Below are 24,869 nucleotides of genomic sequence, written 5' to 3'. Positions count from 1 at the left end.
TCAGCAGGACAAGCGTTTTTTAAGGACTATCTATTTTGTGAAATCAGACACGACTTGCACGAACATGGGCGAGGGCAGCTGCACCGACTGGCCCGTGGGGGTAAGCTTACCGGTTTGCTTATCCACTTGGTACGTGAAAACATTACCTGAATTCTGATTGGCTGCCAGCAGGATGCGTCCGCTCGGGTCGAGGGCGAAGTTGCGCGGCGTTTTGCCCTGCGTGCTCACGTGCTGCACCAGCGTGAGGCGGCCGCTGCCGCCATCCACAGCAAATACAGCAATGCTGTTGTCACCCCGGTTGGAGGTATACACAAACCGTCCGTCGGGCGACACGTGCACGTCGGACCCAGTATTATCGCCGCTGAAGCTAGCCGGTACTGTGGTCTGGGTTTGAATTTCCTGGAACGTGCCCGCCGTGGCATTATAGCTGAGCGCCGTCACGGTCGAGTTCAACTCATTTTCTAGGTACGCCCAGCGACCGTTGGGGTGAAAGACGAGGTGACGCGGCCCCGTACCCGGCTGCGCCGTGAAGGCCGGCGTGCCGGGTCCACCGAGCTTACCGTGCGTGGGGTCGAGGCGGTAGCTATACACCTTGTCGGTCCCGAGGTCTACGGCGAAGGCATAGCGGTTGGCCGGGTCGGTGACGATGCAGTGCGCGTGCGGGTTATCCTGGTTTTTGTGCGGACCTAGGGGCGGCTGGTGCTGGTCGCTGTCGGTGGGCGGGGCCACTTGGCCGTTGGCCTGCCGGGGCAGCAGGGCCACGTTGCCGGTCGAGTAATTTGCCACTAATACATTTTTCTCCGAGCGGTCGAGGCTGATGTAGCACGGCGACGCCCCTAGCGAGGGCTGCTGGTCGAGCATCGTGAGCGCGCCCGTGTGCTGGTCGATGCTCAGCGCACTCACCCCGCCACTATTGGACCGGCCCTGAAACGACTGAGTTTCGCTCACCGCGTACAGGTAGCGGTGCCCGGCATCCATCGTGAGGTAGGTAGGCTGGGCGCCGCCTTTTTGGGCACTCACTGGCGTGAGGGCACCCGTACTGGCATCGAGCCGATAGAGGTATATGGTATTTTCCTGGTCGGAGGTCACGTTGGTGCCCACATACACGAGGTAACCAGTGCCCGCCTTGGCAGCAGTACCCGCCGGGTGCGTGGCGCAGCCCGCGGCGAGCCACATGGTGGCCAGGCCTAAGCCACTTAAACGCAAAAAATTGGGGCGGCGAGAAGGAGAGAAAAACATAGTGCGAGCAAAAGTAAAGGCCGAAACGCTGGCTCAACCGGCCCGCTTTCAAGCGCCTAAAGCTACGGGCTTTGCCTCAATCCCAATGTTCAGCGGTGGACATACCTAGGTGGCCAGGGCGCAACAAGTAACCTCCTCCCTACTAAAAGCGCAGCAATAACCCCCTCCTGTTGGGTTCGTTAGCCTAGGCAAAGTTCTTCTTTCTCCTAGCATTCTACCATGGCAGACCAACAGAAATATGCCCTCATCACGGGTGGCACCAGTGGCATCGGCCACGAACTCGCTAAGCTTTTCGCCCAAGACCACTACAACCTCGTGCTCGTGGCCCGCAGCCAAGACGAGCTTAGCCAAACCGCCGCCGAGCTTCAGCAGCAGTACGGCGTGCAAGTCAAGACCATCGCCAAAGACCTGTTTGAGCCCCAGGCGCCACTTGCCGTTTACGACGAAATAAAGGCCCTAGGCATCCAAATTGACGCGCTGGTGAACAATGCCGGCCAGGGCCAGTACGGAGCCTTTACCACTACCGACCTCAACCGCGAGCTAGATATCATCCAGCTCAATATTGCGGCCTACTTGACTTTTACCAAGCTCTATTTGCAGGAGATGGTGACGCGCCAGAGCGGTAAAATCCTACAGGTTTCGAGCCTAGGTGCCGAAATTCCGGGTCCGCTGCAGGCAGTGTACCACGGCACCAAGGCGTTCATTACGTCCTTTACGGAGGCGGTGCGCGAAGAAACCAAGGACAGCGGCGTGACTATCACCATTCTGGAACCGGGCGTAACGGATACCGATTTCTTCAATAAAGCCAGCATGGAGCGCGCCAAGCTCGTGGCCGAAGGCAGCAAGGCCGACCCCGCCGACGTGGCCAAAGATGGATACGACGCGCTGATGGCTGGCAAAGACAAAGTAATTTCCGGCTTCATGAACAAAGTGCAGGCCGCCATTAGCAACGTACTACCCGATAGCCTAGTAGCCGCCCAAATGCACAAGCAAGGCGAGCCGATAGACGGCGACGAGCGCTCGAAGTAGCTCCAGCTCCTTGTCCTCTGTCATGCTGAGCTTGCGAAGCATCTTCTCACGTCTGGACTAACCTAGCGTGAGAAGATGCTTCGCAAGCTCAGCATGACAGAGGAAAGCATTAAAAATAGAAAAGCCCGGCTTATCCAGCCGGGCTTTTCTGTTAGCACCCTAGGTACTACTTACTGGGCCGACTCAGCCGACGCCTTAGTAATAGCATCAACAATGGCCTCCGAGATACCTACGCTGCTGAAGCCACCGTCGTGCATCAGGTTTTGCATGGTTACGAAGCGGGTGAGGTCCGAGAAGAGCGACACGCAGTAGTCGGCGCAGGCCTCGGCGGGCGCGTTGCCGAGCGGTGCCATCTTGTCGGCGTACTCATAAAACGCGTTGAAGCCGCTGATGCCGGTGCCGGCAGTCGTCTTAGTGGGCGACTGCGAGATGGTGTTCACGCGCACCTTCTTGAGGCTACCTAGGCGCTGGCCGTAGCTGCGGGCAATGCTTTCGAGCACGGCCTTGGCCTGCGACATGTCGGTGTAATCGAGGAAGGCGCGCTGGGCTGCGATGTAGCTCAGGCCCACGATGCTGGCCCACTCGTTGAGGGCGTCTTGCTTCTCGGCCACGGCCATCATCTTGTGGAAAGACAGCGCCGATACGTCCAGCGTTTGCTGGAAAAATTTATAGTCTAGGTCGCCGTAGCTCTTGCCCTTGCGGATATTGGCGCTCATGCCAATCGAGTGCAGCACGAAGTCAATTTTGCCGCCGAAGTGCGCTTGGGCTTCGGTGAACAGCGTGCCGAGTTCTTCCATCGACGTAGCATCGGCCGGGATGATGGGCGCGTCGATTTCGGCGGCTAGGGCCTTGATTTCGCCCATGCGCATAGCCAGCGGCGCGTTGGTGAGCACGATGCGGGCCCCTTCGGCGTGGGCTTTCTGGGCGACTTTCCAGGCGATGGACTGCGAGTTGAGGGCGCCGGAGATGATGCCGACTTTGCCGGCGAGGAGGTTGTGGGACATGAGAATAGTCAGGGTTAGCCCCACAAAAGTACACTAACCTGCCATGCTGACGAAGAAAGCCCCTTGCCAGGACCGAACTACCGTCCGCGACCTTAACAAGAGGCTTCCTACGTCAGCACGGCAGCTGGCTGATTATCAACTCCTACCCTACCAGCTCTTCGCCACGCAACGCCAGCAGCTCGCGGGCACTCTGGAAGGCATTTTCGCTGGGCTTCGCGCCGGCTATCATGTGCGCTATTTCCTTGATGCGCTCGTCTTGGCTCAATTGCCGGATGCGGCTCACGGTGCGGTCGGCACGGTCTTCCTTATACACGAAGTAGTGCGTATCGCCAGCCGCCGCCATTTGCGGCAAGTGCGAAATGGCTACCAGTTGGTGTTTGTGGGCCATTTGCTGCATCATGCGGCCCACCTTCACCGCAATTTCGCCGCTGATACCGGTGTCGATTTCGTCGAATACTATGGTGGGCAAGGCCGTCTTATCAGCCAGCATGTACTTGATGCACAGCATCAAGCGCGAAAACTCGCCACCCGAAGCGGCCTTACTCAGCGTTTGGGGCTGTGCGCCCTTGTTAGCCGTGAACAAGATGCTTACCACATCGGAGCCACTGGCCCCTAGGGGGCCGGTTTTGTGCTCTACCACGATGCGCGCGTGCGGCATACCGAGGTCGGCGAGCAGCGTACTGAGCTCTTTCTCAAACTTCGGGAACGACTTGCGGCGGCTTTCCGACAGCCGGGCGGCCTGCTTGGTAGCTTGGGCCAGGGCGGCGTCCGAATCTTTGCGCAGGCGCGTGATTTCTTTATCTAGGTTCAGCACCGAGCCTACTTTCTGGCGCAGCTCCTCACGGGTTTCGAGCAGGCCGGGCACGTCGCGGCGCTGGTGCTTGCGCTGCAAGTTGTAGAGCACCGTGAGGCGGGCTTGCAGCTCTTCGGCACGGCCGGGGTCGCCCTCGGTACGGCGCTCGGCAGCCTCTACCTCATCGGCCACATCGTGCAGTTCGATGAGGCAAGAATCGAGCCGCTGCTTCAGCTCCTTAAAAGCGTCGGAGTAGCCCGCCACCTGACCTAGGAGCAAGGCCGCATCTTTCATGTTGCCGGTGGCGCAGTACTCGCTGTCGCGCAGGCCGTGCAAGGCCTGGCTGAGCTTGTACTTAATTTCTTCGGCGTGCTCCAGCTGCTTTACCTCCTGCTCCAGGGCTTCCTGGTCTTCCTTGTCAAGATTAGCTTCTTCCAGCTCACTCAGCAAAAAACTGTTGTAATCCAGCTCTTTGCTAGCCTGGGCGGCCTGGTCCTCAAGGGTCTTGAGGTCGGCTTCGAGTCGGCGGTATTGGCGATAAGCATTACCATACTGCGTGCGGGTCGGCACTAGGTTGGCGTAGAGGTCCAGCAGGTTGAGCTGAAATACGGCATCGCCCAGCAGCAGCGTATCGTGCTGCGAGTGAATGTCCATCAGGTTCGCGCCAATCTTGCGCAGGGCCTCCAGCGTCACGGGCGTGTCGTTGACGAAGGCCCGCGACTTGCCCGAGGGGCTGATTTCGCGCCGCAGAATGCACTGCGCATCGTAGTCCAAGTCTTCCGACTCAAAAATGTCTTGCAGCTGATAATTCTTAATATCAAACTGCCCCTCAATCACGCACTTGCGCTCGGTGTTGAAGAGCATGCGCGAGTCGGCCCGGTTGCCGAGCAGCAGCCCGATGGCGCCGAGCATAATAGACTTGCCCGCTCCCGTTTCGCCGGTAATAATATTGAGCAGCGGCGAGGGCCGCAGCTCTAACTGCTCGATAAGAGCATAGTTCTGGATACGTAAATCGAGTAGCATATCTATCTACAGCAATGACTTAGCAATAGGACAAGTAGCAACTTCGCCTAGCTTACTCCTAGGGTCTTAACAGCGTCTGATACTTTGTCAGATTATCGGGGTCGGCGTCGCTGAGCATGGTCACAAGCTGTTGCTTTTGCTCGGGGGTACCGGTGCGGAATACGTTGGTTATCTCGTCGGCCTTAGCGTTGAAAAACGCCCGCACGAACAAAGTACCCGGCCGAAGGACGTTGATTTTTTGAATGGCCCCTAGGGCCTCCATTATCGAGGTTCTGGCATCGGCCGGCTTCTCAATAAATACATCCATGCCTTGCCGGTAATAGCCGTAGAGGCTGGTACGGAAGGGCTCGAGCTGCGGGTCGGTGAGGTTATTGAGCAGCCAGTAGCGATTCGTGGGGTTAGTGTCGGTCCAGCCGGTATCGGTCTCGCCGGTGGTCGTGGTTTGGCCCGCCGAGTACTGCATTATCAGGCGCGCTTGGTCGTAGTACGGCGAGCCCCCTAGACGCGCAAACGTGTCTTGGTCGGTGCCAATAACCAGATAAGCGTAGAAGCCCAGCAGCGAGGCCAGGTTGCTGGTGAAGGTGTTACTGCCCGGAATAAACGAAATAGGCGTGGCGGGCGAGTAGTTAAAAATAAAATTCCGGTCGTTGAGGCTCAGCACGTTGGTTTCGTAGCCCGTGCCATATACCGGGCGCGTCGCAATCAGGCGCATGGTGGCCACATAGGTGCCATTCTGCGGAATAGCGGTGATACCCACGAACATGCGCAGGTTAATGCGCTCGTTGGGGGCGTAGGTGAGCCGCGTCCAGGGGGTTTCATTCAGAATGCGGCGCATCTCGGCCTGCATCTGGTTTACCAGCGTGGCGTCGGTGATGGTTACGTTTTGAAGCGACACCTGCACGTCGGCATTCAGCTCTTGGGCCTGGCTGGGGCACCCAGCCAGCAGCCCCAGCAGCAAGGCCAACACCGTGAATACGTTACGCATGAGAAATAGCAAATCGGGACTGAATGAGCTGCACCAGCCCGCGGGCCAGGTCGGTTTTAGCTTGCAACTCAAAGTTAAGCACCTGGCCGGCGCGGTCCAGCACTGATACTTTATTGGTATCGTGGCCAAAGCCGGCGCCCGCATCGCGCAAGGAATTAAGCACGACTAGGTCAAAGTTTTTGCGCTGGAGCTTGCCTAGGGCATGCGCCAGCTCGTTTGTAGTCTCCAACGCAAAACCGACCGCAAATTGTTCAGGCCGCTTGGTTTGGCCGAGCGTGGCGGCAATGTCCACGTTCTTGACCAGCTCTAGCGTGAGCGTTTCACCAGATTTTTTAATTTTCTCGTATTCTACTACCGCGGGCCGGTAGTCGGCCACGGCGGCGGCAAATACCCACACATCGGCCGCGGGTGCTACCTGCGCGGCGGCCTCGTACATCTGCTGCGCTGTTTCGACCCGCACTGTGCGGATGCGGGGGCTGGTTGGCGGCGCTAGTTGCACGGGCCCGCTTATCAGCGTCACGGCGGCGCCCACTTCGGCAAAAGCTTCGGCAAGCGCGTAGCCCATTTTACCCGTCGAGCGGTTACCTAGGAAGCGCACCGGGTCGAGCGGCTCGTAGGTAGGGCCCGCCGTAAGAAGAACGTGCATCTTGTCAATTAAGAATTATCAGTGAGCAATTAACAATTGCTAGGAGGGTTCAATTGCTCTTTTTTTACTCGTAAAGCGCTAGCCCTGCGCGAAGAACTGCGCTAGCTCGGCCACTATTTCCTCGGGCTCCAGCATGCGGCCCGGCCCGGCCAGGCCACTGGCCAGCTCGCCGCTGGGCGAGTCAAAAATATGATTGCCAAACGAACGCAATCGCTGCAAATTTTGCGTCACGGCCGGGTGGGCATACATGTCCAGGTCCATAGCTGGGGCCAGAAACACCGGGCAGCGCGCCGATAAGTATACGGCACTTAGCAAGTTAGGGCACAGCCCGTTGGCTAGCTGGCCGATGGTGTTGGCGCTGGCGGGTGCAATCACCAGGGCCTCGGCCCACAACCCTAGCTCGACGTGGTTGTGCCACTGCCCACTAGCCGCATCACGCAAAAAGCCCGTCAAGACGGGCTTTTTGGAGAGGGTGCCTAGCGTGAGGGGCGTAACAAAAGCAGTGGCCGCCTCGGTCAGGATAACCTGTACCTCGGCGCCGGCTTTCACTAGCAGGCGGGTTAGCGGCGCGGCTTTATATGCTGCGATGCTACCGCTCACCCCTAGGAGCAAGCGGCGATTTTGAAGCGGGGCGTGGGGCGCGGGGCTGGTAGCGGAGGTTGTCATGAACTCGCAAAAGAACACAAACCTAGGCAACCAACTCGGAGCGCGCTACCAAAGCCTAGAACAGTTCGCGCGGAATAACGATGGGAGCTACCTCAGGGGTTTCGTAGTGCAGCTCGCCAGCAATGAACTCTTCAATAGCATGGCTGGTGGGCTTGGGCTGGCGCTCGTACTGCTTGCTGATTTCAATCTGCTCACGGTTTTCGAATACTTCTTCAAGGTTATCGACCGTAGTAGCAAACTCGGCTAGCTTTTCGCTTAGCTCTTCTTTCAGCTTCAGCGACAGCTGGTTGGCGCGCTTCGAGATGATGGAGATAGCCTCATACACGTTGCCATTTTCGGTAGCAATGTCGGCGAGGTTGCGGGTGACGATGGAGGCAGAAGCGGTAGTCTTCATGGGGATGTTAGTTGTTACTAGGTGGTTATTACTGGCTTCATCAATGGCACTTAACCATTAGCAGCTAGCCATTACCCATTAATTAGCGGCCGTGGGGTCGGCCGGGAGGTTTTTCAGCCGTTCTATTTCGGCGCGGCTGTCGTCGAACATCGTCTGGGCTGCATGCAGGTTTTTGCTCTGCGGGTAGGTGTCAATAAAATGCTGGTAGATGGCTACAGCGTCCACAAAACGCTCGCGTTGCTTGCTTTCGATACTCTCCTTGGCCCAGGCATATTGCGCCGTGAGGCGCAGAAAGTCGGCCTGCTCGGCATAGACCGAGGCCGGGTACTGCTGGTTGAAGTTACCTAGGGCCGTGACAGCCGCCTGGTTGTAGCGTAGCGAGTAGTAAAGCTTGGCGCTTTGGAACGCTTTATTTTCCAGCTTCTTCTGCAGCTCTTGCGACATGCTTTCCGCCTCGGCGCGGTACTCGCTGGTGGAGTACGTATTCAGGTAGTCCTGAATTACTTCCAGCGCCGATACCGTATTCGTTTGGTCGAGCTCGTAGCCGGGCGAATCGCGGAACAACGATTTGGCTCGCAAGAAGTTAGCTTGCTCGGTGTACGACGAGTTGGGATACGTGTCGGTAAACTGCTTGAAATAGTAGGCACTCAGCACGTAGTTGCGCTGCATGAAGTTGGTGTTGGCGAAGTAAAACTGCGCCTTTTCCGCCTCGGGCCGGCCTTTGAGCAGAGGAATCATTTCTTCCAGCAGCGTGCCCGCCCGGAAGTAGTCGCCCTTGTCATAATACTTGATGGCAGCCTCGTATTTCTCGTTGACGTTGGTGCTCTTGAGCAGCTTCTGGTAGCCTGTGCAGGCCCCTAGTGAGAGGGTGCTGGCCAGCAGCGTGGCAGAAATAAGACGGGAGAATCGCATACGAAAGACAAAGGTACGAGGAAAACGATGGGCGCGCACTGTTGCGTTCCGCAGTGCCGCTTGTAAGAGCCGCCTTGCTTAGCGCTTGGTTGCAGCTGCCGGCGCTTTAGCAGGGGTGGCGGGCTTCTTGGAGGGTGGCGCGGCGCGCTTGCGGGGGGCGGGCTTGGCCTTGGTTTTAGTAGGTTTGGGCTTGGCCCTAGGTTTTTTCGCCTTGATGTCGCTGGCGAAGTGCTTGCCAAACACAGTGCGCCGGGTGGGGCGCTCGGTAGGTCGCCAGCGGTAGCCCTTCAGGCGGGTATCGTCTTCCTTGAGCTCGTGCGGCGGGATAAACGTAGCATCCGGATTGGCCAGCATGCTGAGCGTTTTAATCTTACCATCTGCAAAGGCTAGCCGGATGGTGGCCGAGAGCGACTTATTCACCCCCGTTACTACCGTATCGCCATCCAGCGCATAGTAGAGGCTTTCAGCATTGCCAAGCACATCGATACGGTTAACGCGGTTTTGCTTGAAGTACGCTAGGATGTTACGCCCTTTTACTTGGTTGAAGTCGTGCAGCGTGTCCTCCCCTATCACGAAGGCTTTGGCAAACATCCGCACCTGGTCAATCTGGCCGCGCTTCTGCCGAATCTCCATCGAGTCGGACGTCATTTGGTTATGGGCTTGCCACAGAATGGGGTCGCGGTTGAGGTAGATAATACTGTCTTGCCGGTCGTAGGTCAGCGAGTCGCAGCGCCCTTGCAGGTTGCCCCGAAAAATCTGCACCTTGGGCCAGGCGTAGAGGATGGGCCGTTGGTTGACCTTGGTAGGGCGCGACTCAATGCTCAGCAGCGTATCGGCGGCCAGATACAGCGTGTCGCGGCCTGAGATATTGCGCACCACTGGCCGGCTCCCGTAGAGCTTGGTACGCCCTAGGGCCCGCCAATAGCGGCCCACGTCGCCACGCAGCAATAGGTTGTCTTTCTTGGAAATAAGCGTAACATGGCCCGTAGCTACGCCGTAGAGCTTGCCCTCATCGTACACCAGCTGGTCGCCGCCTAGCAGGTAGTTGGGCGTCTCAATCTTGGCGTTGCGCTGGAAATTAGACACCCTGGTAATGGTGTTATACACCCCTTTCTCGGCGTAGAGGTTACCCTGCGGGCCCTTGATGCGAGTAGGGCCGTCGAAATAGGCAATTTTAGAAATGGTATTAAACGTCAGCGTATCGTTGCGCAGGTCGGTCTGGCTGCCTTTGGCATCGGTCGAAACCAGGTGTACATCGCGCTTAAAAACAAACACTTTACTGCGCGTATCATAAAAACCCTGCTGGCTATCGAGGGTATTCTGTGGGTCGGTGAGGTGGCCGCCGGTGGTGTAGTAAGCTGTTTGGCGCGCTAGGTCATAGTCGAGCACGGAGGTGGTGAGCGTCATGCGCGGGTCGTGCATCACCACATTGCCCGTCATGCGGGCCGTGCGCCGGTCGCCATCGTAAAAGCCCCGGTCGCCGTTGATGGTAACAGTATCATTCTGAATGATACGCACGTTGCTAAACGCCTCAATCTCATTGCGGTCTAGGTACTGGTAGGCCGAGTCGCAGTACAAAAACGTGTCCTCCTGCTTAAAGCTGACGTTGCCTAGCAGCTTGCGGATTTTCACGCCGTTGAAGATGCCGCCTTGTAGCTCGCGGGTGCCGGGCAGCAGCTGCACGGGCGTGCCTTTGGCGGGGGTAGCCGCAGTGGCCGGAGCCCCCGGCGCTTTGGCAGCCGGGCGGCGTGGGGTTTGCGCGGGCAGCGACAAGGCCGTCAGCGCCAGCAAAATCCAGAAACTAAAAAAACGAAGGAGCGGCATTCAGGAGCCAAAGGTACAGCGGGTGGCGGAGCCTAACGCGCATCTTGACGCCATAGTGTCCAGTAGTCGAGCGGCCAAAGCGACCTAGGCCAAAAATTTCTTTGCTTCGGTACCTAGGGCGTCGCTGCTTTATCGCACGCCCTAGGTACCGTGGCAACGCCCGCACCTATTCCGAGCGCGGCTGAGGTCAAAACGGCTACACTGCATACTGCCGCGGCGCTTGCCCACGTCAGCCAGCGAGGCCTCTCTATCAGTTCAGCTCGCGGGCAATAGGATAGCGCAGCGGGTAAGGGTGCCCCGGCCCTGCGTGCGCGTAGAGCCAGGCAAGCCGGGCGTTGGGGCTCGCGGCAAAGGCGGGCTCGGCGCGCAGCTTGGCCTCAAACTCGGCCTTCAGCGCGGGCTCGGTGGCTAGCAGGCGCTCGCCCAGCGCGGCCAGGATATAGTCGTCGGTGTTCGGTGCGGGAGCCAGCATTTCGGGAAAGAACCCCCAGGCCAGAAACGAATCTTGGCTTTCGGGCTCTAGGAGCGCGGCGGCCAGCAGGCCCTTGGGCTGGTCGGCGGGCACGCGCACGCTGCCCGCGGGCATCAGCTGCTCGCGCTGCTCGTGCACGAAGGTCGCCGTTATGGGCACGCGCCCTTCGTTGGGCTGCAAGAGCTTGGGCTCGACGAGACGCACATTATCAACCTGCAGCGTGCGCGGGGCACCTAGGGTCTCGAACGCGATGCCGTGCAGGCGCAGCCGGTCGAGCACCTCGGCCTGGGCGGCGGGCACCCACCAGGCCTTGGGCAGCTGCACCGTTTGGGTAGGCTGCTGCCCAATGATGGGCATGCGAAACGTGATGGGCCGCCCCAGCCAGCGCTGCTCAAGCCGCCCCGAGGCCGGCGACTGATACATTTCGAAAGCGATGCCCTTAAACTGCTCGACCCAGCCGATGGGCTGCGGCGCGGGCGTCCAGCGGGTGAGCAGCTCGGTGGGGCGACTGGCGCGGTCCTGCGCCTTAGCGGCGGCAATGCGGTCGGCGTCGGTCGCTGCCAGCTTCAGCGCGGCTTCGAGCAGCACGTAGGTACCGAGCACACGCTGGCGGTAGGGCTTGAGCATGTGGTTCTCGACCAGCACGGTGGGCACGCCGATAAAGTCACCGTAGCCGGTGGAGTAGCGCGGGCCCTCGGGGCTGTAGCGAATGCCCTTGGTAGGCTCACGCGTGTCGATGGGGCTAGGGTAAATAGTAGGCGTATGGCCCGCCTTGGTCAGCGCCTGCGTCACGGCCGGCCCAAAGCGCCCCTGCAGCCAATCGGCCGTGGCCCGGTGGCGCGCATACTTGCCCCAGCCCGCGTAGGTGAAAGTGACATCATACTGCATGTCAAACCCTTCGCTGACGTGGCAGTCGATGTACAGCACAGGGTCCAGCTCGCGGAGCAGCGTTAGCATGGCCCGCGTTTCGGGCGCGTCGGCCTTGCCATAGTCGCGGTTCAGGTCGATGTTGCGGGCGTTGGCATCGCGTCCCTTCTCGGCGGGGCCGCGCAGGTGCGGGAAGTTCCACGCGCTCATCTGCTCGTGGCCATCGATGTTGTAAATCGGCACGAATACCAAGTCAACGCGGTCGAGCAGGTTGTCCTTACCGCGCAGCGCAATATCGCGCAGCAGCATCAGCCCGGCGTCCTTACCATCAATCTCGCCCGAATGAATGCCTGCCTGTACCAGCACCACTGGCTTGGCGGAGCCGCCCTTGCTGGCGCGCACGCACAGCAGGTCGCGGTCTTCGCTCGTGCGGCCAAAGGTGCGGAGAGAAAGCAAGGGCGAGGCTGCATCGAGCCGCTCCAGCCAGGCGCGCACTTCGGCGTAACGTGGCGTAGTCTGGAAGTTGGCGGCCTCGGCCGGCGTAATCCAGGCGTCGGTGGGCTTCACAAGCAGCCGTTCGCTACTGCCCGACCACGGCCGAGTGGGCGGCAAATCTAGAATATTCTGTGCCAGCACGTTGAAAGAACCTGCGCCCAGCAGCGCTACGGCGAGCGCAGCTGCACGGCAAGCAGTAATAGCTACCATAATCTCATCTATAGTCTACTGCAAAGATTGCACAAAAGAAACTAAGTTGCACTTATGAGGTATCCTTATGCTTGTCACGTGGGAAGCAGCCTGGGAAGCACATAATAGAATCTGTTTATATATAGCACGGAAGCGACAGCTATCAGGTAGGCTTAGCGTACGATGGAAATCAAGCGGATAAACTAATTAATTATTAAATGCAACTATGATGCATTTAATAATCCCAGCCGGCTACCTTTGCGGCCGTTTCACTCTGGGCGCATAGCCCACTTACCTTTTTCTTAATGCGTAAAAGCATACTACTGTCTGCCACCTTCGCAGCGGGGCTGACTGGGCTTAGCCTGTCGAGCTGCCGCAAAACGGAGGTCGAAGAAATCGTGAACCTAGGCTATCTCCCGCCATCACGCTGCCCGATTCGCTGGCGTTGACCTACGGGCAGAAAATCCAGCTCGACCTACCCGCAGAATATCAGAACCTGCCCAATGTCACGCTGGCGCTCAGCTTTAAGGACAACGCTAAGGTGAAGGTGAATGCCAGCGACTCGCTGACCACCCTAGTGGCGCGCGCCGTGACGGTAGACCAAGCCACGCGCAAGGTTAGCATCGATGCAAGCCAGCTCTACCCTACTACTACTACGTCGAGCACGAGTGGCGTGCGCACGCCGCGCAACTACCTGGCCACGCTTACGGCTACGTCGAGCACAGGCTTCAAGCAAGTGCATTCGCGCCTCAAAATCAAGGTTTTGCCAGCGCAACTCAACCTAGCAGACGTACCCTCTACCGACGTTATCCCTTACGCCTACGGTATTTATGACAATAAACCTCTCGCCTACACAGTAGACTACGCGGGCCTAAATGCGGCCAACACCGAATTGGTGCTGGAGGTGAATGGCCGCCCCGACGGCAAAGTGAGCATTGCTGGCCAGCAGGTAGTAGTAGCGGCTGGCGCCGGCGACCCCGACCAGAAGCATGAATGGACCTACGACCTGCTACCAACGCTCACCAAGGATGGCTACCGGGTGGCCTACCGGCAATTTCGGGTGGTGCTGATGCCCAAGCCCAAGTTTTTCTTCGGTACCTACTACTCCGACTATAACCTAACGATACTCGAAAATCGCGTCGTGCTGCAGCTAGGCAAGGCCTACACGTCGAAAGCACCTACTTTTTATCCGACCAAATACCAGGGCAGCTACACCCTCAAAGCTGTTGAGCGAAACGGAACGCCGTTTACAGACACTGCCAAGCTATTCAGTGTCGATGCTACCACTGGCAAGGTCAGTGTATTGGCTAATACGGGTTTACCAGCAGGTGAATACAAGGTGACGCTGCAAACCCAGGCGACTACCGGCCTAGTTTTGGAAACAGCCTTGACCCTGGTGATGGAACTATAACGCGACCCACCTAGGTGGTAGGCCTCAGCGCAAATTGACTTTAGCGCCACCAAAAAAGAGACCTAGGAAATAGAAGCACTAGCCTGCTCCTATTTCCTAGGTCTCTTTTTGCATGTATTCTATTCTTATATCAGGTCACCTATTTCTCGTACACCCACGGGCCGCTCCACGGTGTAGGCTTCGCCAAACTCTACTCCAATCAGGTGCCCAAACTCGCGCGCGCGGGCCTCCATGAAGTGTGAGAAAGTCTGCCCCGACAAATAAGTCTGCGGGGCAGCTGGGTCGGCACTTGGGTTATAAAACTGCGTACCATAGGCAGTTATAGAAGCCCACTTGCCCGCCCAATACGGCGTGATATCAACGACAAAGTCAGCCGGCAACAGCCGGTCCTGAATGTAGTGGTACACGTTCTTGGGGCGCCAGGGTGCCTGGGGTTGGCCATTTTCGTCCAGCGTTTCTATCATGCGCAGCCCGCTCAAAAAGCAGGCGTCAGTAGCTAGCTGGGCGGCGCGCCCGTGGTCAGGGTGCCGGTCGTTGATAGCGTTGCAAAGCACTACTTCGGGCTGATAGCGCCGAATGGCCGCGATGAGCAGCAGTTGGTGCTCGCGGTCGTTTTTAAAGAACCCGTCGGGCAAGCCAAGGTTCTCGCGGGCGCTAAGCTGCAATATCTTGCTTGCTGCTGCCGCCTCGGCCGCCCGGGTCTCTGGAGTGCCGCGGGTACCTAGCTCGCCCCGCGTCAGGTCCACAATGCCTACTTTCTTGCCAGCAGCCACCGCCGCCAGCAGCGTACCCGAGCACGACATTTCTACATCATCGGGGTGAGCCCCCAGGGCCAACACATCTAGCTTAATCATCCTACCAAGCATTAATCAACAAAAACCAAAGCCACTCCTACATCCACTTAGCCAGCCTGCCAAAGGCAGGCGTATCCGACAAATCCGTTTGAATCTGCGGTCTATTTAATACGCAGCTTCTTGCCGGGCCGCAGCGTATTCCCTAGGCTAGGATTAAGCCGCTTGAGCGCACTTACGCGCACCCCGTAGCGGTCGGCAATTTCTGAAAGCGTATCGCCCGCTCGTATCTGGTGCTGCACTACGCGCCGGGCAGCGCTGGGCTCCGGCGCGCGGCTGCTCGCACTGCTGCTACCTCGCCCGCGCCGCAGAGCACGGCTGTAGTAGTTGAAAAGCGCCGAGGTAATGGTGAAATTATCGCTCCGTAGCTGGTAACCCGGGAAATTATATACCAGTGTAGGATTGATAGGATTGCCTTCGTAGCGCACCTCAAAGTGCAGGTGCGAACCAGTACTGCGCCCCGTGCTCCCCCCTAGGCCGATTATCTGGCCGGCCTTCACGAAAGTGCCTACTGGCACCAGCGGCTTGCTCAGGTGGCCATACAACGTTTCGAGGCCATTGTAATGACGCACCAGTAGGTAGTTGCCATAGCCACCGCCATCCCACTTGCTAATGCGAACGACGCCGTCAAATGCGGCTCTTACTGAGTCGCCAGTTTCTAGGTCTAGGTCTACCCCAAAGTGCCAGCGGCCCCACCGAAACACGAAGCCCGAGGTGATGGGTGTTTTCACCAGCGGCATCTTGGCGTAGTGCTGGCGCACGGGGTCTACCAGCTTCAGGTTAATGGTATCGCGAATACGACGGCCATCTACCCGGTACGGGTTGATGTTGTGCGTGTCCCAAATAGAGTAGTATCCCGCTACCCGCACCCACGACGAATCAATAAGTACCTCGTCCGACATCTCCACTATCTCCTGCCCGCCCTCGTTGAGCGTAGTGGTGTCTTCACTCACGATGCTCAGCTTGCGGGCCGGGTTGAAAATAGACTTGGCGGCGTCTGACCGGTCGTCGGGTAGTTCCTCCGTCTCGATGATGGTAGTGGTATCGGGCCGTACGTAGCGCAATGTAGGCGTGCGCGCCTTGAAGAAATCTTTACTGCGCGCCCTACTCGGCTTGGCTCTCGAAGCCCGGCGGCGCTGCGCCTGTGCAGATGTGCCGGCCCCTAGCCAGCAGGCCAGCAGCACTAACAGCACGGGCAGGCGAAAAAAAAGCTTAGGAAAAGTCAAAAGAAACCCAAAAATGACAGCAGCGACTCGGTGCGCGAGCCACTACTGCCTGTTGGTAGATACGAAAGGTGCACCGCCCGCTTGGCTAGCTGCACGTTCGCTTATAAAACTATGATTTTAGGCCCGCTAGGTAGCGCTCGGCATCGAGTGCCGCCATACAGCCGCTGCCCGCTGCCGTAATGGCCTGGCGATACGTATAATCTTGTACGTCGCCGCAGGCAAACACACCATCCACGTTGGTTTTGGCCGTGCCGGGCAAAGTCTTTAGGTAGCCCTGCTCATCATGGTGCAGGTAGTCCTGAAAAATCTTGGAGTTCGGCTCGTGGCCAATGGCTACGAAGAAGCCGTGAATGGGAAGCTCACGCGTTTCATGCGTCACGAGGTTCTTTACCCGTACTGCTTCCACAGCGTGCTCACCCAGAATTTCATCTGTAGCAGTGTCGAAGAGCACTTCAATTTTGGGGTTATCGAGCACCCGCTTCTGCATGATTTTCGAGGCCCGCATGGCGTCTTTGCGCACCAGCATATACACCTTCGAGCAAAGGTTAGCGAGGTAGTTTGCCTCTTCAGCCGCTGTGTCGCCCGCGCCTACGATGGCTACTTCCTTACCACGATAGAAGAAGCCGTCGCACACCGCGCAAGCCGATACCCCCGAGCCGTTCAACCGCGCTTCTGAAGGCAGGCCCAACCACTTGGCCGAAGCGCCAGTGGCAATAATCACAGAATCGGCCGTCAACTCGGTGGTTTCGTCAATCGTGATTTTGTGCGGGTGCCCCGAAAAATCAACTTTGGTGGCAATGCCGTAGCGGATATCCGTACCGAAACGTGTGGCTTGCTTTTTCAAGTCTTCCATCATCTCCGGGCCCATTACACCGTCTGGGTAGCCCGGAAAATTTTCCACATCGTTGGTAATGGTCAGCTGCCCCCCCGGCTGCAAGCCTTGGTACATTACTGGTTGGAGCCCGGCCCGCGCCGCGTAGATAGCTGCAGTATAGCCGGCTGGCCCCGAACCAATTATCAAGCAATGAATGTGTTCCATACAAATAGCGCGAGAATTGTGCTTCGCGCTCGCAAGCAATTAGTCGTAGAGATAAAAAACAACGTAGCAAATCCTAGGATTCGCACATTTACCTACAAAAAACCCCAACCTCACGGTCGGGGTTTTCAAGTAAACAAATTTAGGCAACAACTAGCCTAGGTATGGCTTCAGCGCCTTCGAACGCGACGTGTGGCGCAAGCGGCGAATGGCCTTTTCCTTTATCTGGCGCACGCGCTCACGGGTCAGGTTAAACTTCTCGCCAATTTCTTCCAGCGTTAGAGCGGCTTCACCATTTAGCCCGAAGTAGAGCGTAATCACGTCAGCCTCACGCTTGGTCAGGGTCGAGAGAGCCCGCTGCACTTCTTTGCGCAGTGAGTCGTTCATCAGGCCCGAATCCGGCGTTTCTTCGTCCTCGTTTTCGAGCACGTCAAGCAAGCGGTTCTCCTCGCCTTGCACGAACGGTGCATCTACCGATACGTGGCGACCCGAAATTTTCAGGGTATCCACTACTTCCGAAGTAGTCAGCTCAAGTACCTCAGCAATTTCCTCGGGCGAAGGCTCCCGCTCGAACTTCTGCTCCAGCTCCGAGAAAGACTTGCTGATTTTGTTCAACGAGCCTACCCGATTCAGAGGCAAACGCACAATACGGCTCTGCTCAGCTAGTGCTTGCAGGATGCTCTGGCGAATCCACCATACGGCGTAAGAGATAAACTTAAAGCCGCGGGTTTCGTCGAAGCGTTTAGCTGCCTTAATAAGACCTAAGTTACCTTCATTAATGAGGTCGCCCAGGCTAAGCCCTTGGTTTTGATATTGTTTTGCTACCGAAACCACAAAGCGCAGGTTAGCTTTAGTCAGCTTTTCCAGGGCTTTTTGGTCACCATCGCGAATGCGCTGCGCCAGCGTTACCTCCTCGTCGGGCGTCAGCAGGTCCACTTTACCAATCTCCTGGAGATATTTATCCAGCGATTGGCTTTCGCGGTTGGTAATCTGTTTGCTGATTTTTAGCTGTCTCATCGGTAACGGTGGCTAATTAGATAGTTTTAAAGGAGTTAATTGGAAGCATACTACTCGGCCGGCTCACGGCCGATTCAAGGGAAAACAACGCTGCTATATGGGCGAAAGTTCGGCGAGGCAAGGTGAGGATGAGAAGACAGAAAAATATAAAATTTTGGTTCTAACCATTAGCTACTCGCCGCAATTAGCATTCCAAATTTTAAATTTTTCCATCTTCTCTCCTTAACTTATTCACTACGCTGGCTTGGCCAATAGCACTTTGCGCGACAGCCGGTATTTGCCCGTCTTTTTGTCGATATCCACTAGCTTCACATCTATCTCCTGTCCTACTTCTAGCACTCCTTCGAGCGACGCAATGCGCTCGTGCGTCACCTCCGAAATGTGCAACAGACCGTCTTTACCCGGCATGATTTCCACAAATGCACCATAGGGCTGAATCGAGCGCACTTTGCCTTTATAGGTCTCGCCTACTTCGGGCTGCGCCGCAATGGCCCGGATGCGGTCGATAGCACCCTGCATCGACTCTTGGTTGGCGGCGTAAATGCTTACGTGGCCCTTTTCGTCCTTTTCCTCGATGATAACCGTGGCACCAGTATCCTTTTGGATTTGCTGAATGACTTTGCCACCCGGCCCGATTACCGCGCCAATGAACTCTTTGTCAATCAGCATTTTGTGCGAGCGCGGCGTGTGCGCCTTCAGCTCAGGAGCCGGGGCGTCAATGGTCTTGGCCATCTCGCGCAGAATGTGCAGGCGGCCTTCGCGGGCTTGGTGCAGGGCGGCGGTCAGAATCTCATTGCTCAGGCCCTGGATTTTGATGTCCATCTGGCAAGCGCAAATCCCCTTCTCGGTTCCAGTTACCTTGAAGTCCATATCGCCTAGGTGGTCTTCGTCGCCCAGAATATCGGACAGCACGGCATATTCGCCGGTTTCTTTATCCTGCACCAGACCCATAGCGATACCAGCTACTGCCGAACGCACTTTCACGCCGGCATCCATCAGGGCCAGCGAGCCGGCGCACACCGTCGCCATCGAGCTCGAGCCATTCGACTCCAGGATGTCCGATACAATGCGGATGGTATAGGGGTTTTCTTCGTCGGGTGGCAACACTTGCTTGAGCGAGCGCATAGCCAAGTTACCGTGGCCAATTTCGCGGCGACCAGCGCCCCGGTTAGGCTTCACTTCGCCGGTCGAATAGCCGGGGAAGTTATAGTGCAGCATGAATCGGTTGTAGCCCGAGTGCAGCGGCTGGTCGATGATTTGCTCATCGAGCTTGGTGCCAAGCGTAGCCGTGGTCAAGCTCTGGGTTTCGCCACGCGTGAATATGGCTGAGCCGTGAGCACCCGGCAGGTAATTGATTTCCGACCAGATAGGACGAATTTCGGTAAGCTGACGACCGTCGAGGCGCACCCGCTCTTTAATCATCATATCGCGGATGGCTTTTTTCTCGGCCGACGAATAGTAGCGGCTTACCATCTTCATATCCAGCTCGGGCTGCTCGGCCACTAGCTTATCGAGGAAAGCTTTCTTAACACCCGAGAAGCCTTCTTTGCGGCCCGACTTGCTGGTGTTACCCGAGCGAGCCACGTCGTAAGCACCTTGGTAGATGCCTTCGTGAATCAGCGCTTTCAGCGCGTCGTTCTCTTCGTACTTAGGATACTCACGGGGCTGCGCGTCGGGCGTGCGGCCTACAGCCTCGGCCAGCTCTTTCTGCAGCTGCACCTGTGCTTTGATGGCTTCGTGACCGAAGGCAATGGCGGCTACCATTTCTTCTTCGCTCACTTCCTTCATCTCGCCTTCTACCATGGCTACCGAGTCGGCCGTAGCACCTACGATGAGGTCCATATCGGCGCGCGCTAGGTCGCTGGTCTTAGGGTTAATCTGGAACTGACCATCGATGCGCGCTACGCGCACTTCCGAAATCGGGCCGGCAAACGGAATATCGGAAATCGAGATAGCGGCTGAGGCAGCCAACGCAGCCAGCGCATCAGGCTGTACTTCTTTGTCAGCCGAGATGAGGTTAATCATTACCTGCACCTCGTAGTGGTAGTCTTTGGGGAACATTGGCCGCAGAATGCGGTCAACGAGGCGGCAAATCAGAATCTCGTAGTCGCTCAGGCGGCCTTCGCGGCGCTGGAACGAGCCAGGAATCTTACCGGCCGAACCAAATTTTTCTTGGTAGTCAACCGAAAGCGGCAGAAAGTCAACACCTTCGCGCTGGCTCGGAGCCGACACAACGGTAGCGAGTAGCATCGTGTCGCCGAGACGCACTACTACGGCACCATCAGCAAACTTGGCCAGTTTGCCGGTTTCAATGGAAATCTGACGGCCATCGGGCAGCGCCAGGGTTTTGGTAATTGAGTGGGGAGCGGGCATTCTTTCGAAAGAGTAAGTAGCTGGAAGCTAGGAGCTAAAAAATATCTATTCAAACAAAAACTTGCAGGCAAACAGTTCAGGCAAACGCAGTACGGGAGGGGGCCGCTGACTCGCTCCTAGCTTCGGGTACTGCGAGTGCCCCAGGACGGCTTGGGCACCGGCAAAAAAAAGAGTAGGGAACCTTCTCTAGAAGGCTCCCTACTCCCGGTAGCTTGGCTTACTTGCGGATGCCTAGCTCCTTGATGATGGCGCGGTAGCGGTTAATCTCGCGGTGCTGAAGATAATCCAGCATGCGGCGGCGCTTACCTACCAGTTTGAGCAGACCTAGACGAGTGCTGTGGTCTTTTTTGTTGGTCTTCAGGTGCTCCGTGAGGTGCTGAATGCGGTGCGTGAACAGCGCAATTTGCGACTCGGCCGAACCGGTGTCGGTGTTTACTTTCTGAAGGCTGTTTTTTTCGAAGATGGCCTGCTTGGCCTCGGTCGAGAGTTTCATCGGCAGATAGGAATGACCCGTCTTAGATTAAAAAATAAGAGAATTGTGGCTGCCCTACACCGCAGGGCGGGCGCAAAGGTACGCAATTTCTTTCGGGAATCCAATTACTTATTCCGTAGCTGGCAACGCTAATCGGCGCAGACGCGGGAAGCGCGGCAACCGTTGCGCAAGGCGCCGCCAGAAGTCAGTCTCAAGCAGACCCGAGTCATTATAAGCTTGGTAGAGGAAGAATAATCCGGCAGGAAGTAGCAGAGCATTTGAAATCCACATCCCCAGCCCTACTGGCATCTCAAACTCACGGCCGCCCTTCTCGCCCAAGATGCTCAAGACGTAGTACACAATGAAGAACAGGATAGAAATCAAAATAGGTACGCCTAGGCCGCCCTTTTTGATAATGGCCCCAAGTGGCGCGCCTATCAAAAAAAACATAATAACGGCCACCGATTGCGTGTACTTACGGTAGATTTCAATGCGGAACTGGGCCGAATCACGAGCGGTCTCAAACAGCCGCTGCGAGCTGGTATTCATAAAGGTGGCGATGTTGCGGGCCCGATTGGCAGCCTGCTCGGCCTGGGCGCCCGTCAGCGGGGCCAGCTTGCTCAATGGAACGTGCCAAGCCGACACCTTGCGATAGGCAGCTTGATTAATGGTGTCGAAGCGCAGGTATGTATAGTAGCCGCTGAGCTGCAGCGGTATCTGCTTACGCTGGCGTTGCAGCGCCTTCTGCGTTGAATCAGTCGACTTGAACAACTGCGGAATGTTCAGCATCATACGGTTTTGCTGAAACAACTCCTTCTTGGTGTTAGTCAAATTAAAGGAAGACAGCGAAAACGTTATCATATTCCGGGTAAAGCCCTGTCGCACAAACGATGATGCTGAGCGGTCGCGGGCATCGGGTTGCTCTACGTAGCTATGACCCCGAAACAGCTCTAACCCTAGGTACTGTCCGCCAAAGCGGGTGAACATACGGCCCGAGTCGGCCAGCATTACGGTTGCGTTGCCCGACTTCTGGGTATGGTCGTAAATCATAATGCCCATGAGAGCATCTTTATTTGGACCTAATTTCTTGTTCACCTTAATGGTGTAACCAGGGATACCGTTGTAAAAAACACCTTCACGGATGTCGAGCGCTAGCTTTTTCTGCCGCACATCCCATAGCAAGCTATAGGCATTTAGATTGGCCTTAGGTACAATGCTATTGTTAAACCAGAACGCAATACCCCCCAGCGCCAAGCTCACTAGCCACACGGGGCGCAAAATGCGCGTGAGCGCAATACCCGAGGCCTTGATGGCCGTTAGCTCATGGTGCTCCCCTAGGTTGCCATAGGTCATCAGTGACGATAGCAGCACGGCCAAAGGCAGTGAGATGGGCACGATGGTAACGCTGAGAAAGAATAGCAACTTCAGAATAACGGCAACCCCTAGGTCTTTACCCACAATATCATCGAGATACTTGAGTAAAACCTGGGTCAGAAAAATGAACTCTACTACGGCGAACGTGAGCAGAAAAGGCCCCGCAAAGGCTTTTAAAATAAGTTTATCGAGTTTCTTTAGCATCATTTCGTTACTAAAACCTGCCCGCGAGTTTCAACGCCCGTGGTCATCAGATAGTGCGTAGCCCGCCTAGGGGGTTAACCGCCTACCTGCTCTCGCAATCGCCCTACCAAGCCATCCCACAGCTCTTGCTGCTCTTGGTCATTGCCATGGTCGGAATAGTCGGTTACGCGTAGAAACACGCTGTCTGTAATTTTCGAGTATTCCAGGCTAAAATCCAAATAGTTAGCATCGCTTAAGGGCTGTTTTTTCTCATCCAGAAACACATAGCGGATAGAGCGGCCGGGGCGTTGCAAGGCTATTTCGGCGTAGTGGTTCTGCTTGTCCCACACCATATTAAAACGGTGGTCAGGGTCGAGGCGCACATCCTCGCAAAACCACTGCGCGAGTCCTGAGGCTGAGGCGAGATAGGGAAACAACAGACGGGGCGAAGCGTTTATCGGATATTCCATCTCGAAACGGCGCTTACTACTGGTAACGGGCATGTCCATAAGTACTTTGAAGAAAAGCGGCCCAGCGGGCAGGAAAACAACTTTTTTTTTAAAAATAGAGTTGCCAGGTTGAGTTTTTTTACTACCTTTGCACTCCCAAACCGACCCGGCGGGGTAGCTCAGTTGGTTAGAGCACAGGATTCATAACCCTGAGGTCACGAGTTCAACTCTCGTCCCCGCTACTTATCAAAAACCGTTCTAGTTTTATACTAGGACGGTTTTTTGCTTTTAGCCTCTACAAGCTACGCAATAAAAGCTGAACCGTAGCAGCTCGTAAAGCAAAAAGCGCTTGCCTCCTAGGTGGGGGCAAGCGCTTAGCAGGGTCAGTCGATTGGGTGGAGCCTTGCGGGCGCCTTCCCTACTTTACTTCACTTTCTCAACGATGCCCGCGAAAGCAGCAGGGTGGTTCAGGGCTAGGTCGGCAAGCACCTTGCGGTTGAGGTCGATGCCAGCCTTCTTGAGGCCGCCCATCAGCTGCGAGTACGACAGGCCGTGCTCACGAGCACCAGCGTTGATACGCTGAATCCAGAGGGCACGGAACTCGCGCTTCTTTACCTTGCGGTCGCGGTAGGCATAGAGCAAGCCCTTTTCTACTGCGTTCTTCGCAACGGTCCATACATTTTTGCGCCGGCCATAGTAGCCTTTGGCGAGGCGCATTACTTTCTTGCGGCGGTGGCGCGAGGCCACGTGGTTTACACTCCTTGGCATAACCTAAGTTGTTTTTGGCAGCCGGCGCTCAGCAATTGCTGAAGCTTATCATGCGACCGGAAGCCTGGTGAGGATTTAGATGTTAAGCATTTGATTCACCCGGTTCATGTCGGCCGAGCTAACTAGGCCGCTGTGGGTGAGGGCACGCTTACGCTTGGTGCTCTTCTTGGTCAGAATGTGCGACTTGAAAGCGTGCTTACGCTTCACTTTGCCGGTGCCAGTCAGCTTGAAACGCTTTTTGGCACCCGACTTGGTTTTTACTTTGGGCATGGGTTGTGGTTGATTATTGATTGTTTGGTACTGACGCTGAACGACTAACGTAGCCGGCAGCGGCAGCCATCAACAACCGGGGTTAAGCTATTCGGTGGCCGCCTGAGCAGCTTCTTTGTCCTTAAGAGCCTTGTTCTCTTTAGGCTTATCGGCCGGAGCAGCGGGCTTCGCGGCAGGTTTGGCTACTACGGCAGCCTTAGGAGCCAAATAGAGGAACATGCGCTTGCCTTCGAGCTTGGGCAGCTGCTCAACTTTGGCGAGGTCTTCGAGGGCCTGGGCAAACTTGAGCAGCAGAATCTCACCGCGCTCTTTGAAGACTATGCTACGGCCTACGAAGTGCACGTAGCTCTTAATCTTGGCGCCCTCTTTAAGAAACTCTTTGGCGTGCTTTACTTTAAACTCAAAGTCGTGGTCGTCGGTATTAGGACCGAAGCGAATTTCTTTGATTACAACCTTGGTTTGCTTGGCCTTCAGCTCGCGAGTTTTCTTCTTCTGCTCGTACTTAAATTTCGAGTAGTCGATAACGCGGCATACGGGCGGGGTAGCGGTGGGCGAAATCTCCACCAAATCCAGGTTTTGCTCCTGGGCAAATTTGCGAGCCTGGTCTATCGAATAGATACCCTGCTCGACATTATCGCCGACGAGACGAACCTCGCGGGCGGTGATTTTCTGGTTGATTTTGAACGGCTCTTCCACCTGCTGGCGGGGCACGTACCGACGGTTTGGGGTAGCTATGGCGAAAGTCCTCCTGCTAAAAGTGGCCGGATATGAGATAGTTATACCGAGCGCCCAGCCCATGGCGTGACGTTCGGGGGGCAAATATCGGCAATTAATCTTGCAAAAGCAAAATAATATATAAAAAGGCGTGCTGAATCACGCTTCAGCACGCCTTTTTAACCTA

Annotated in this window: 22 protein-coding genes, 1 tRNA gene and 1 pseudogene; 3 read left to right on the top strand and 21 right to left on the bottom strand. The window is 56.5% G+C overall.

Features of this window, described 5'->3' with window-relative positions:
- Window positions 1–30: 30 nt before the first annotated feature.
- Window positions 31–1,239 (bottom strand): lactonase family protein, encoded by a 1,209-nt coding sequence (locus tag JAO77_RS06105; RefSeq protein ID WP_198989385.1) that lies wholly within the window; start codon window positions 1,237–1,239, stop codon window positions 31–33.
- A gap of 219 nt (window positions 1,240–1,458) precedes the next feature.
- On the opposite strand from JAO77_RS06105, the gene JAO77_RS06100 reads away from it, so the two are divergent.
- A complete protein-coding gene (locus tag JAO77_RS06100; protein WP_198989384.1) occupies window positions 1,459–2,268 on the top strand; it encodes an SDR family NAD(P)-dependent oxidoreductase in 810 nt (269 codons plus the stop codon).
- Between the two features lie 170 nt (window positions 2,269–2,438).
- On the opposite strand, the gene JAO77_RS06095 is transcribed toward JAO77_RS06100, so the two are convergent.
- The 9 genes from JAO77_RS06095 to JAO77_RS06055 all read right to left on the bottom strand — a co-directional run bounded on the left by JAO77_RS06095 (window position 2,439) and on the right by JAO77_RS06055 (window position 12,559).
- Window positions 2,439–3,272 carry an enoyl-ACP reductase FabI gene (locus JAO77_RS06095; RefSeq protein ID WP_144842963.1) on the bottom strand — a complete coding sequence of 278 codons (834 nt, stop codon included), beginning with the start codon at window positions 3,270–3,272 and terminating at the stop codon, window positions 2,439–2,441.
- A gap of 142 nt (window positions 3,273–3,414) precedes the next feature.
- The gene (gene recN, locus JAO77_RS06090; RefSeq protein ID WP_198989383.1) at window positions 3,415–5,088 is read right to left on the bottom strand and encodes a DNA repair protein RecN; all 1,674 of its coding nucleotides are present in this window, start codon (window positions 5,086–5,088) and stop codon (window positions 3,415–3,417) included.
- A 58-nt stretch (window positions 5,089–5,146) separates the two neighbouring features.
- Window positions 5,147–6,073: a type IX secretion system protein PorD gene (porD, locus tag JAO77_RS06085; protein ID WP_198989382.1), complete on the bottom strand. Its 927-nt coding sequence runs from the start codon at window positions 6,071–6,073 to the stop codon at window positions 5,147–5,149.
- A complete protein-coding gene (locus JAO77_RS24495) occupies window positions 6,066–6,719 on the bottom strand; it encodes a phosphopantothenoylcysteine decarboxylase domain-containing protein (RefSeq protein ID WP_198989381.1) in 654 nt (217 codons plus the stop codon). The genes porD and JAO77_RS24495 overlap by 8 nt, the downstream gene beginning before the upstream one ends.
- Window positions 6,720–6,797: 78 nt before the next feature.
- Entirely contained in the window at window positions 6,798–7,385 is a 588-nt protein-coding gene (locus JAO77_RS24490) for a flavoprotein (RefSeq protein ID WP_198989380.1), read from the bottom strand.
- Window positions 7,386–7,440: 55 nt separating this feature from the next.
- Window positions 7,441–7,779, bottom strand: a complete 339-nt coding sequence (locus tag JAO77_RS06070; RefSeq protein ID WP_198989379.1) for a DNA-directed RNA polymerase subunit omega — start codon at window positions 7,777–7,779, stop codon at window positions 7,441–7,443.
- 78 nt (window positions 7,780–7,857) lie between these two features.
- On the bottom strand, window positions 7,858–8,691 hold the full coding sequence (locus JAO77_RS06065; protein WP_198989378.1) for an outer membrane protein assembly factor BamD: 834 nt from the start codon (window positions 8,689–8,691) through the stop codon (window positions 7,858–7,860).
- A gap of 78 nt (window positions 8,692–8,769) precedes the next feature.
- Complete coding sequence (locus JAO77_RS06060; protein ID WP_198989377.1) at window positions 8,770–10,515, bottom strand: OstA-like protein; 1,746 nt, start codon at window positions 10,513–10,515, stop codon at window positions 8,770–8,772.
- A 250-nt stretch (window positions 10,516–10,765) separates the two neighbouring features.
- Window positions 10,766–12,559 carry a M14 family metallopeptidase gene (locus tag JAO77_RS06055; protein WP_198989376.1) on the bottom strand — a complete coding sequence of 598 codons (1,794 nt, stop codon included), beginning with the start codon at window positions 12,557–12,559 and terminating at the stop codon, window positions 10,766–10,768.
- A gap of 424 nt (window positions 12,560–12,983) precedes the next feature.
- Here JAO77_RS06055 and JAO77_RS06050 point away from each other — a divergent pair, with 424 nt between their 5' ends.
- The gene (locus tag JAO77_RS06050; protein ID WP_198989375.1) at window positions 12,984–13,949 is read left to right on the top strand and encodes a hypothetical protein; all 966 of its coding nucleotides are present in this window, start codon (window positions 12,984–12,986) and stop codon (window positions 13,947–13,949) included.
- Window positions 13,950–14,074: 125 nt separating this feature from the next.
- Here JAO77_RS06050 and bshB1 read toward each other — a convergent pair whose 3' ends face one another.
- The 8 genes from bshB1 to JAO77_RS06010 form a co-directional block, all read right to left on the bottom strand.
- Entirely contained in the window at window positions 14,075–14,800 is a 726-nt protein-coding gene (gene bshB1 / locus JAO77_RS06045) for a bacillithiol biosynthesis deacetylase BshB1 (RefSeq protein WP_198989565.1), read from the bottom strand.
- Between the two features lie 104 nt (window positions 14,801–14,904).
- The gene (locus JAO77_RS24345) at window positions 14,905–16,026 is read right to left on the bottom strand and encodes a peptidoglycan DD-metalloendopeptidase family protein (RefSeq protein WP_286192436.1); all 1,122 of its coding nucleotides are present in this window, start codon (window positions 16,024–16,026) and stop codon (window positions 14,905–14,907) included.
- A gap of 109 nt (window positions 16,027–16,135) precedes the next feature.
- On the bottom strand, window positions 16,136–17,065 hold the full coding sequence (gene trxB, locus JAO77_RS06035) for a thioredoxin-disulfide reductase (RefSeq protein WP_198989374.1): 930 nt from the start codon (window positions 17,063–17,065) through the stop codon (window positions 16,136–16,138).
- Window positions 17,066–17,215: 150 nt separating this feature from the next.
- Window positions 17,216–18,079 carry a sigma-70 family RNA polymerase sigma factor gene (locus JAO77_RS06030; protein WP_144842942.1) on the bottom strand — a complete coding sequence of 288 codons (864 nt, stop codon included), beginning with the start codon at window positions 18,077–18,079 and terminating at the stop codon, window positions 17,216–17,218.
- Window positions 18,080–18,313: 234 nt separating this feature from the next.
- Complete coding sequence (gene pnp, locus JAO77_RS06025; protein WP_198989373.1) at window positions 18,314–20,452, bottom strand: polyribonucleotide nucleotidyltransferase; 2,139 nt, start codon at window positions 20,450–20,452, stop codon at window positions 18,314–18,316.
- 217 nt (window positions 20,453–20,669) lie between these two features.
- Window positions 20,670–20,945 carry a 30S ribosomal protein S15 gene (gene rpsO, locus JAO77_RS06020; protein WP_144842936.1) on the bottom strand — a complete coding sequence of 92 codons (276 nt, stop codon included), beginning with the start codon at window positions 20,943–20,945 and terminating at the stop codon, window positions 20,670–20,672.
- Window positions 20,946–21,053: 108 nt separating this feature from the next.
- The gene (locus JAO77_RS06015) at window positions 21,054–22,505 is read right to left on the bottom strand and encodes an LptF/LptG family permease (protein ID WP_235998220.1); all 1,452 of its coding nucleotides are present in this window, start codon (window positions 22,503–22,505) and stop codon (window positions 21,054–21,056) included.
- Window positions 22,506–22,576: 71 nt separating this feature from the next.
- The gene (locus JAO77_RS06010) at window positions 22,577–22,990 is read right to left on the bottom strand and encodes an START-like domain-containing protein (protein WP_235998219.1); all 414 of its coding nucleotides are present in this window, start codon (window positions 22,988–22,990) and stop codon (window positions 22,577–22,579) included.
- A 108-nt stretch (window positions 22,991–23,098) separates the two neighbouring features.
- Here JAO77_RS06010 and JAO77_RS06005 point away from each other — a divergent pair.
- Window positions 23,099–23,172 (top strand) — tRNA-Met (locus JAO77_RS06005).
- Window positions 23,173–23,353: 181 nt separating this feature from the next.
- Here the strand turns inward: JAO77_RS06005 and rplT are convergent.
- The 3 genes and pseudogenes from rplT to infC form a co-directional block, all read right to left on the bottom strand.
- Window positions 23,354–23,698 (bottom strand): 50S ribosomal protein L20, encoded by a 345-nt coding sequence (rplT, locus tag JAO77_RS06000; RefSeq protein ID WP_144842932.1) that lies wholly within the window; start codon window positions 23,696–23,698, stop codon window positions 23,354–23,356.
- Window positions 23,699–23,773: 75 nt separating this feature from the next.
- Window positions 23,774–23,968: a 50S ribosomal protein L35 gene (rpmI, locus tag JAO77_RS05995; protein WP_144842930.1), complete on the bottom strand. Its 195-nt coding sequence runs from the start codon at window positions 23,966–23,968 to the stop codon at window positions 23,774–23,776.
- Window positions 23,969–24,145: 177 nt separating this feature from the next.
- A pseudogene (gene infC, locus JAO77_RS05990) lies at window positions 24,146–24,703 on the bottom strand (translation initiation factor IF-3); the annotation flags it as partial.
- Between the last annotated feature and the right edge of the window lie 166 nt (window positions 24,704–24,869).

The organism is Hymenobacter sp. BT559 (assembly GCF_016427535.1).
In the GTDB taxonomy this organism is placed as follows: Bacteria; Bacteroidota; Bacteroidia; order Cytophagales; family Hymenobacteraceae; genus Hymenobacter.
The sequence above is the reverse complement of the archived record's forward strand: the minus strand, read 5'-3'. Positions and strand labels throughout refer to the sequence as shown.

Coding starts and splice junctions, on each gene's coding strand:
- JAO77_RS06105 (WP_198989385.1), bottom strand. CDS start 1,239: ATGTTTTTCTCTCCTTCTCGCCGCCCCAATTTTTTGCGTTTAAGTGGC.
- JAO77_RS06100 (WP_198989384.1), top strand. CDS start 1,459: ATGGCAGACCAACAGAAATATGCCCTCATCACGGGTGGCACCAGTGGC.
- JAO77_RS06095 (WP_144842963.1), bottom strand. CDS start 3,272: ATGTCCCACAACCTCCTCGCCGGCAAAGTCGGCATCATCTCCGGCGCC.
- recN (WP_198989383.1), bottom strand. CDS start 5,088: ATGCTACTCGATTTACGTATCCAGAACTATGCTCTTATCGAGCAGTTA.
- porD (WP_198989382.1), bottom strand. CDS start 6,073: ATGCGTAACGTATTCACGGTGTTGGCCTTGCTGCTGGGGCTGCTGGCT.
- JAO77_RS24495 (WP_198989381.1), bottom strand. CDS start 6,719: ATGCACGTTCTTCTTACGGCGGGCCCTACCTACGAGCCGCTCGACCCG.
- JAO77_RS24490 (WP_198989380.1), bottom strand. CDS start 7,385: ATGACAACCTCCGCTACCAGCCCCGCGCCCCACGCCCCGCTTCAAAAT.
- JAO77_RS06070 (WP_198989379.1), bottom strand. CDS start 7,779: ATGAAGACTACCGCTTCTGCCTCCATCGTCACCCGCAACCTCGCCGAC.
- JAO77_RS06065 (WP_198989378.1), bottom strand. CDS start 8,691: ATGCGATTCTCCCGTCTTATTTCTGCCACGCTGCTGGCCAGCACCCTC.
- JAO77_RS06060 (WP_198989377.1), bottom strand. CDS start 10,515: ATGCCGCTCCTTCGTTTTTTTAGTTTCTGGATTTTGCTGGCGCTGACG.
- JAO77_RS06055 (WP_198989376.1), bottom strand. CDS start 12,559: ATGGTAGCTATTACTGCTTGCCGTGCAGCTGCGCTCGCCGTAGCGCTG.
- trxB (WP_198989374.1), bottom strand. CDS start 17,065: ATGGAACACATTCATTGCTTGATAATTGGTTCGGGGCCAGCCGGCTAT.
- JAO77_RS06030 (WP_144842942.1), bottom strand. CDS start 18,079: ATGAGACAGCTAAAAATCAGCAAACAGATTACCAACCGCGAAAGCCAA.
- pnp (WP_198989373.1), bottom strand. CDS start 20,452: ATGCCCGCTCCCCACTCAATTACCAAAACCCTGGCGCTGCCCGATGGC.
- rpsO (WP_144842936.1), bottom strand. CDS start 20,945: ATGAAACTCTCGACCGAGGCCAAGCAGGCCATCTTCGAAAAAAACAGC.
- JAO77_RS06015 (WP_235998220.1), bottom strand. CDS start 22,505: ATGATGCTAAAGAAACTCGATAAACTTATTTTAAAAGCCTTTGCGGGG.
- JAO77_RS06010 (WP_235998219.1), bottom strand. CDS start 22,990: ATGGACATGCCCGTTACCAGTAGTAAGCGCCGTTTCGAGATGGAATAT.
- rplT (WP_144842932.1), bottom strand. CDS start 23,698: ATGCCAAGGAGTGTAAACCACGTGGCCTCGCGCCACCGCCGCAAGAAA.
- rpmI (WP_144842930.1), bottom strand. CDS start 23,968: ATGCCCAAAGTAAAAACCAAGTCGGGTGCCAAAAAGCGTTTCAAGCTG.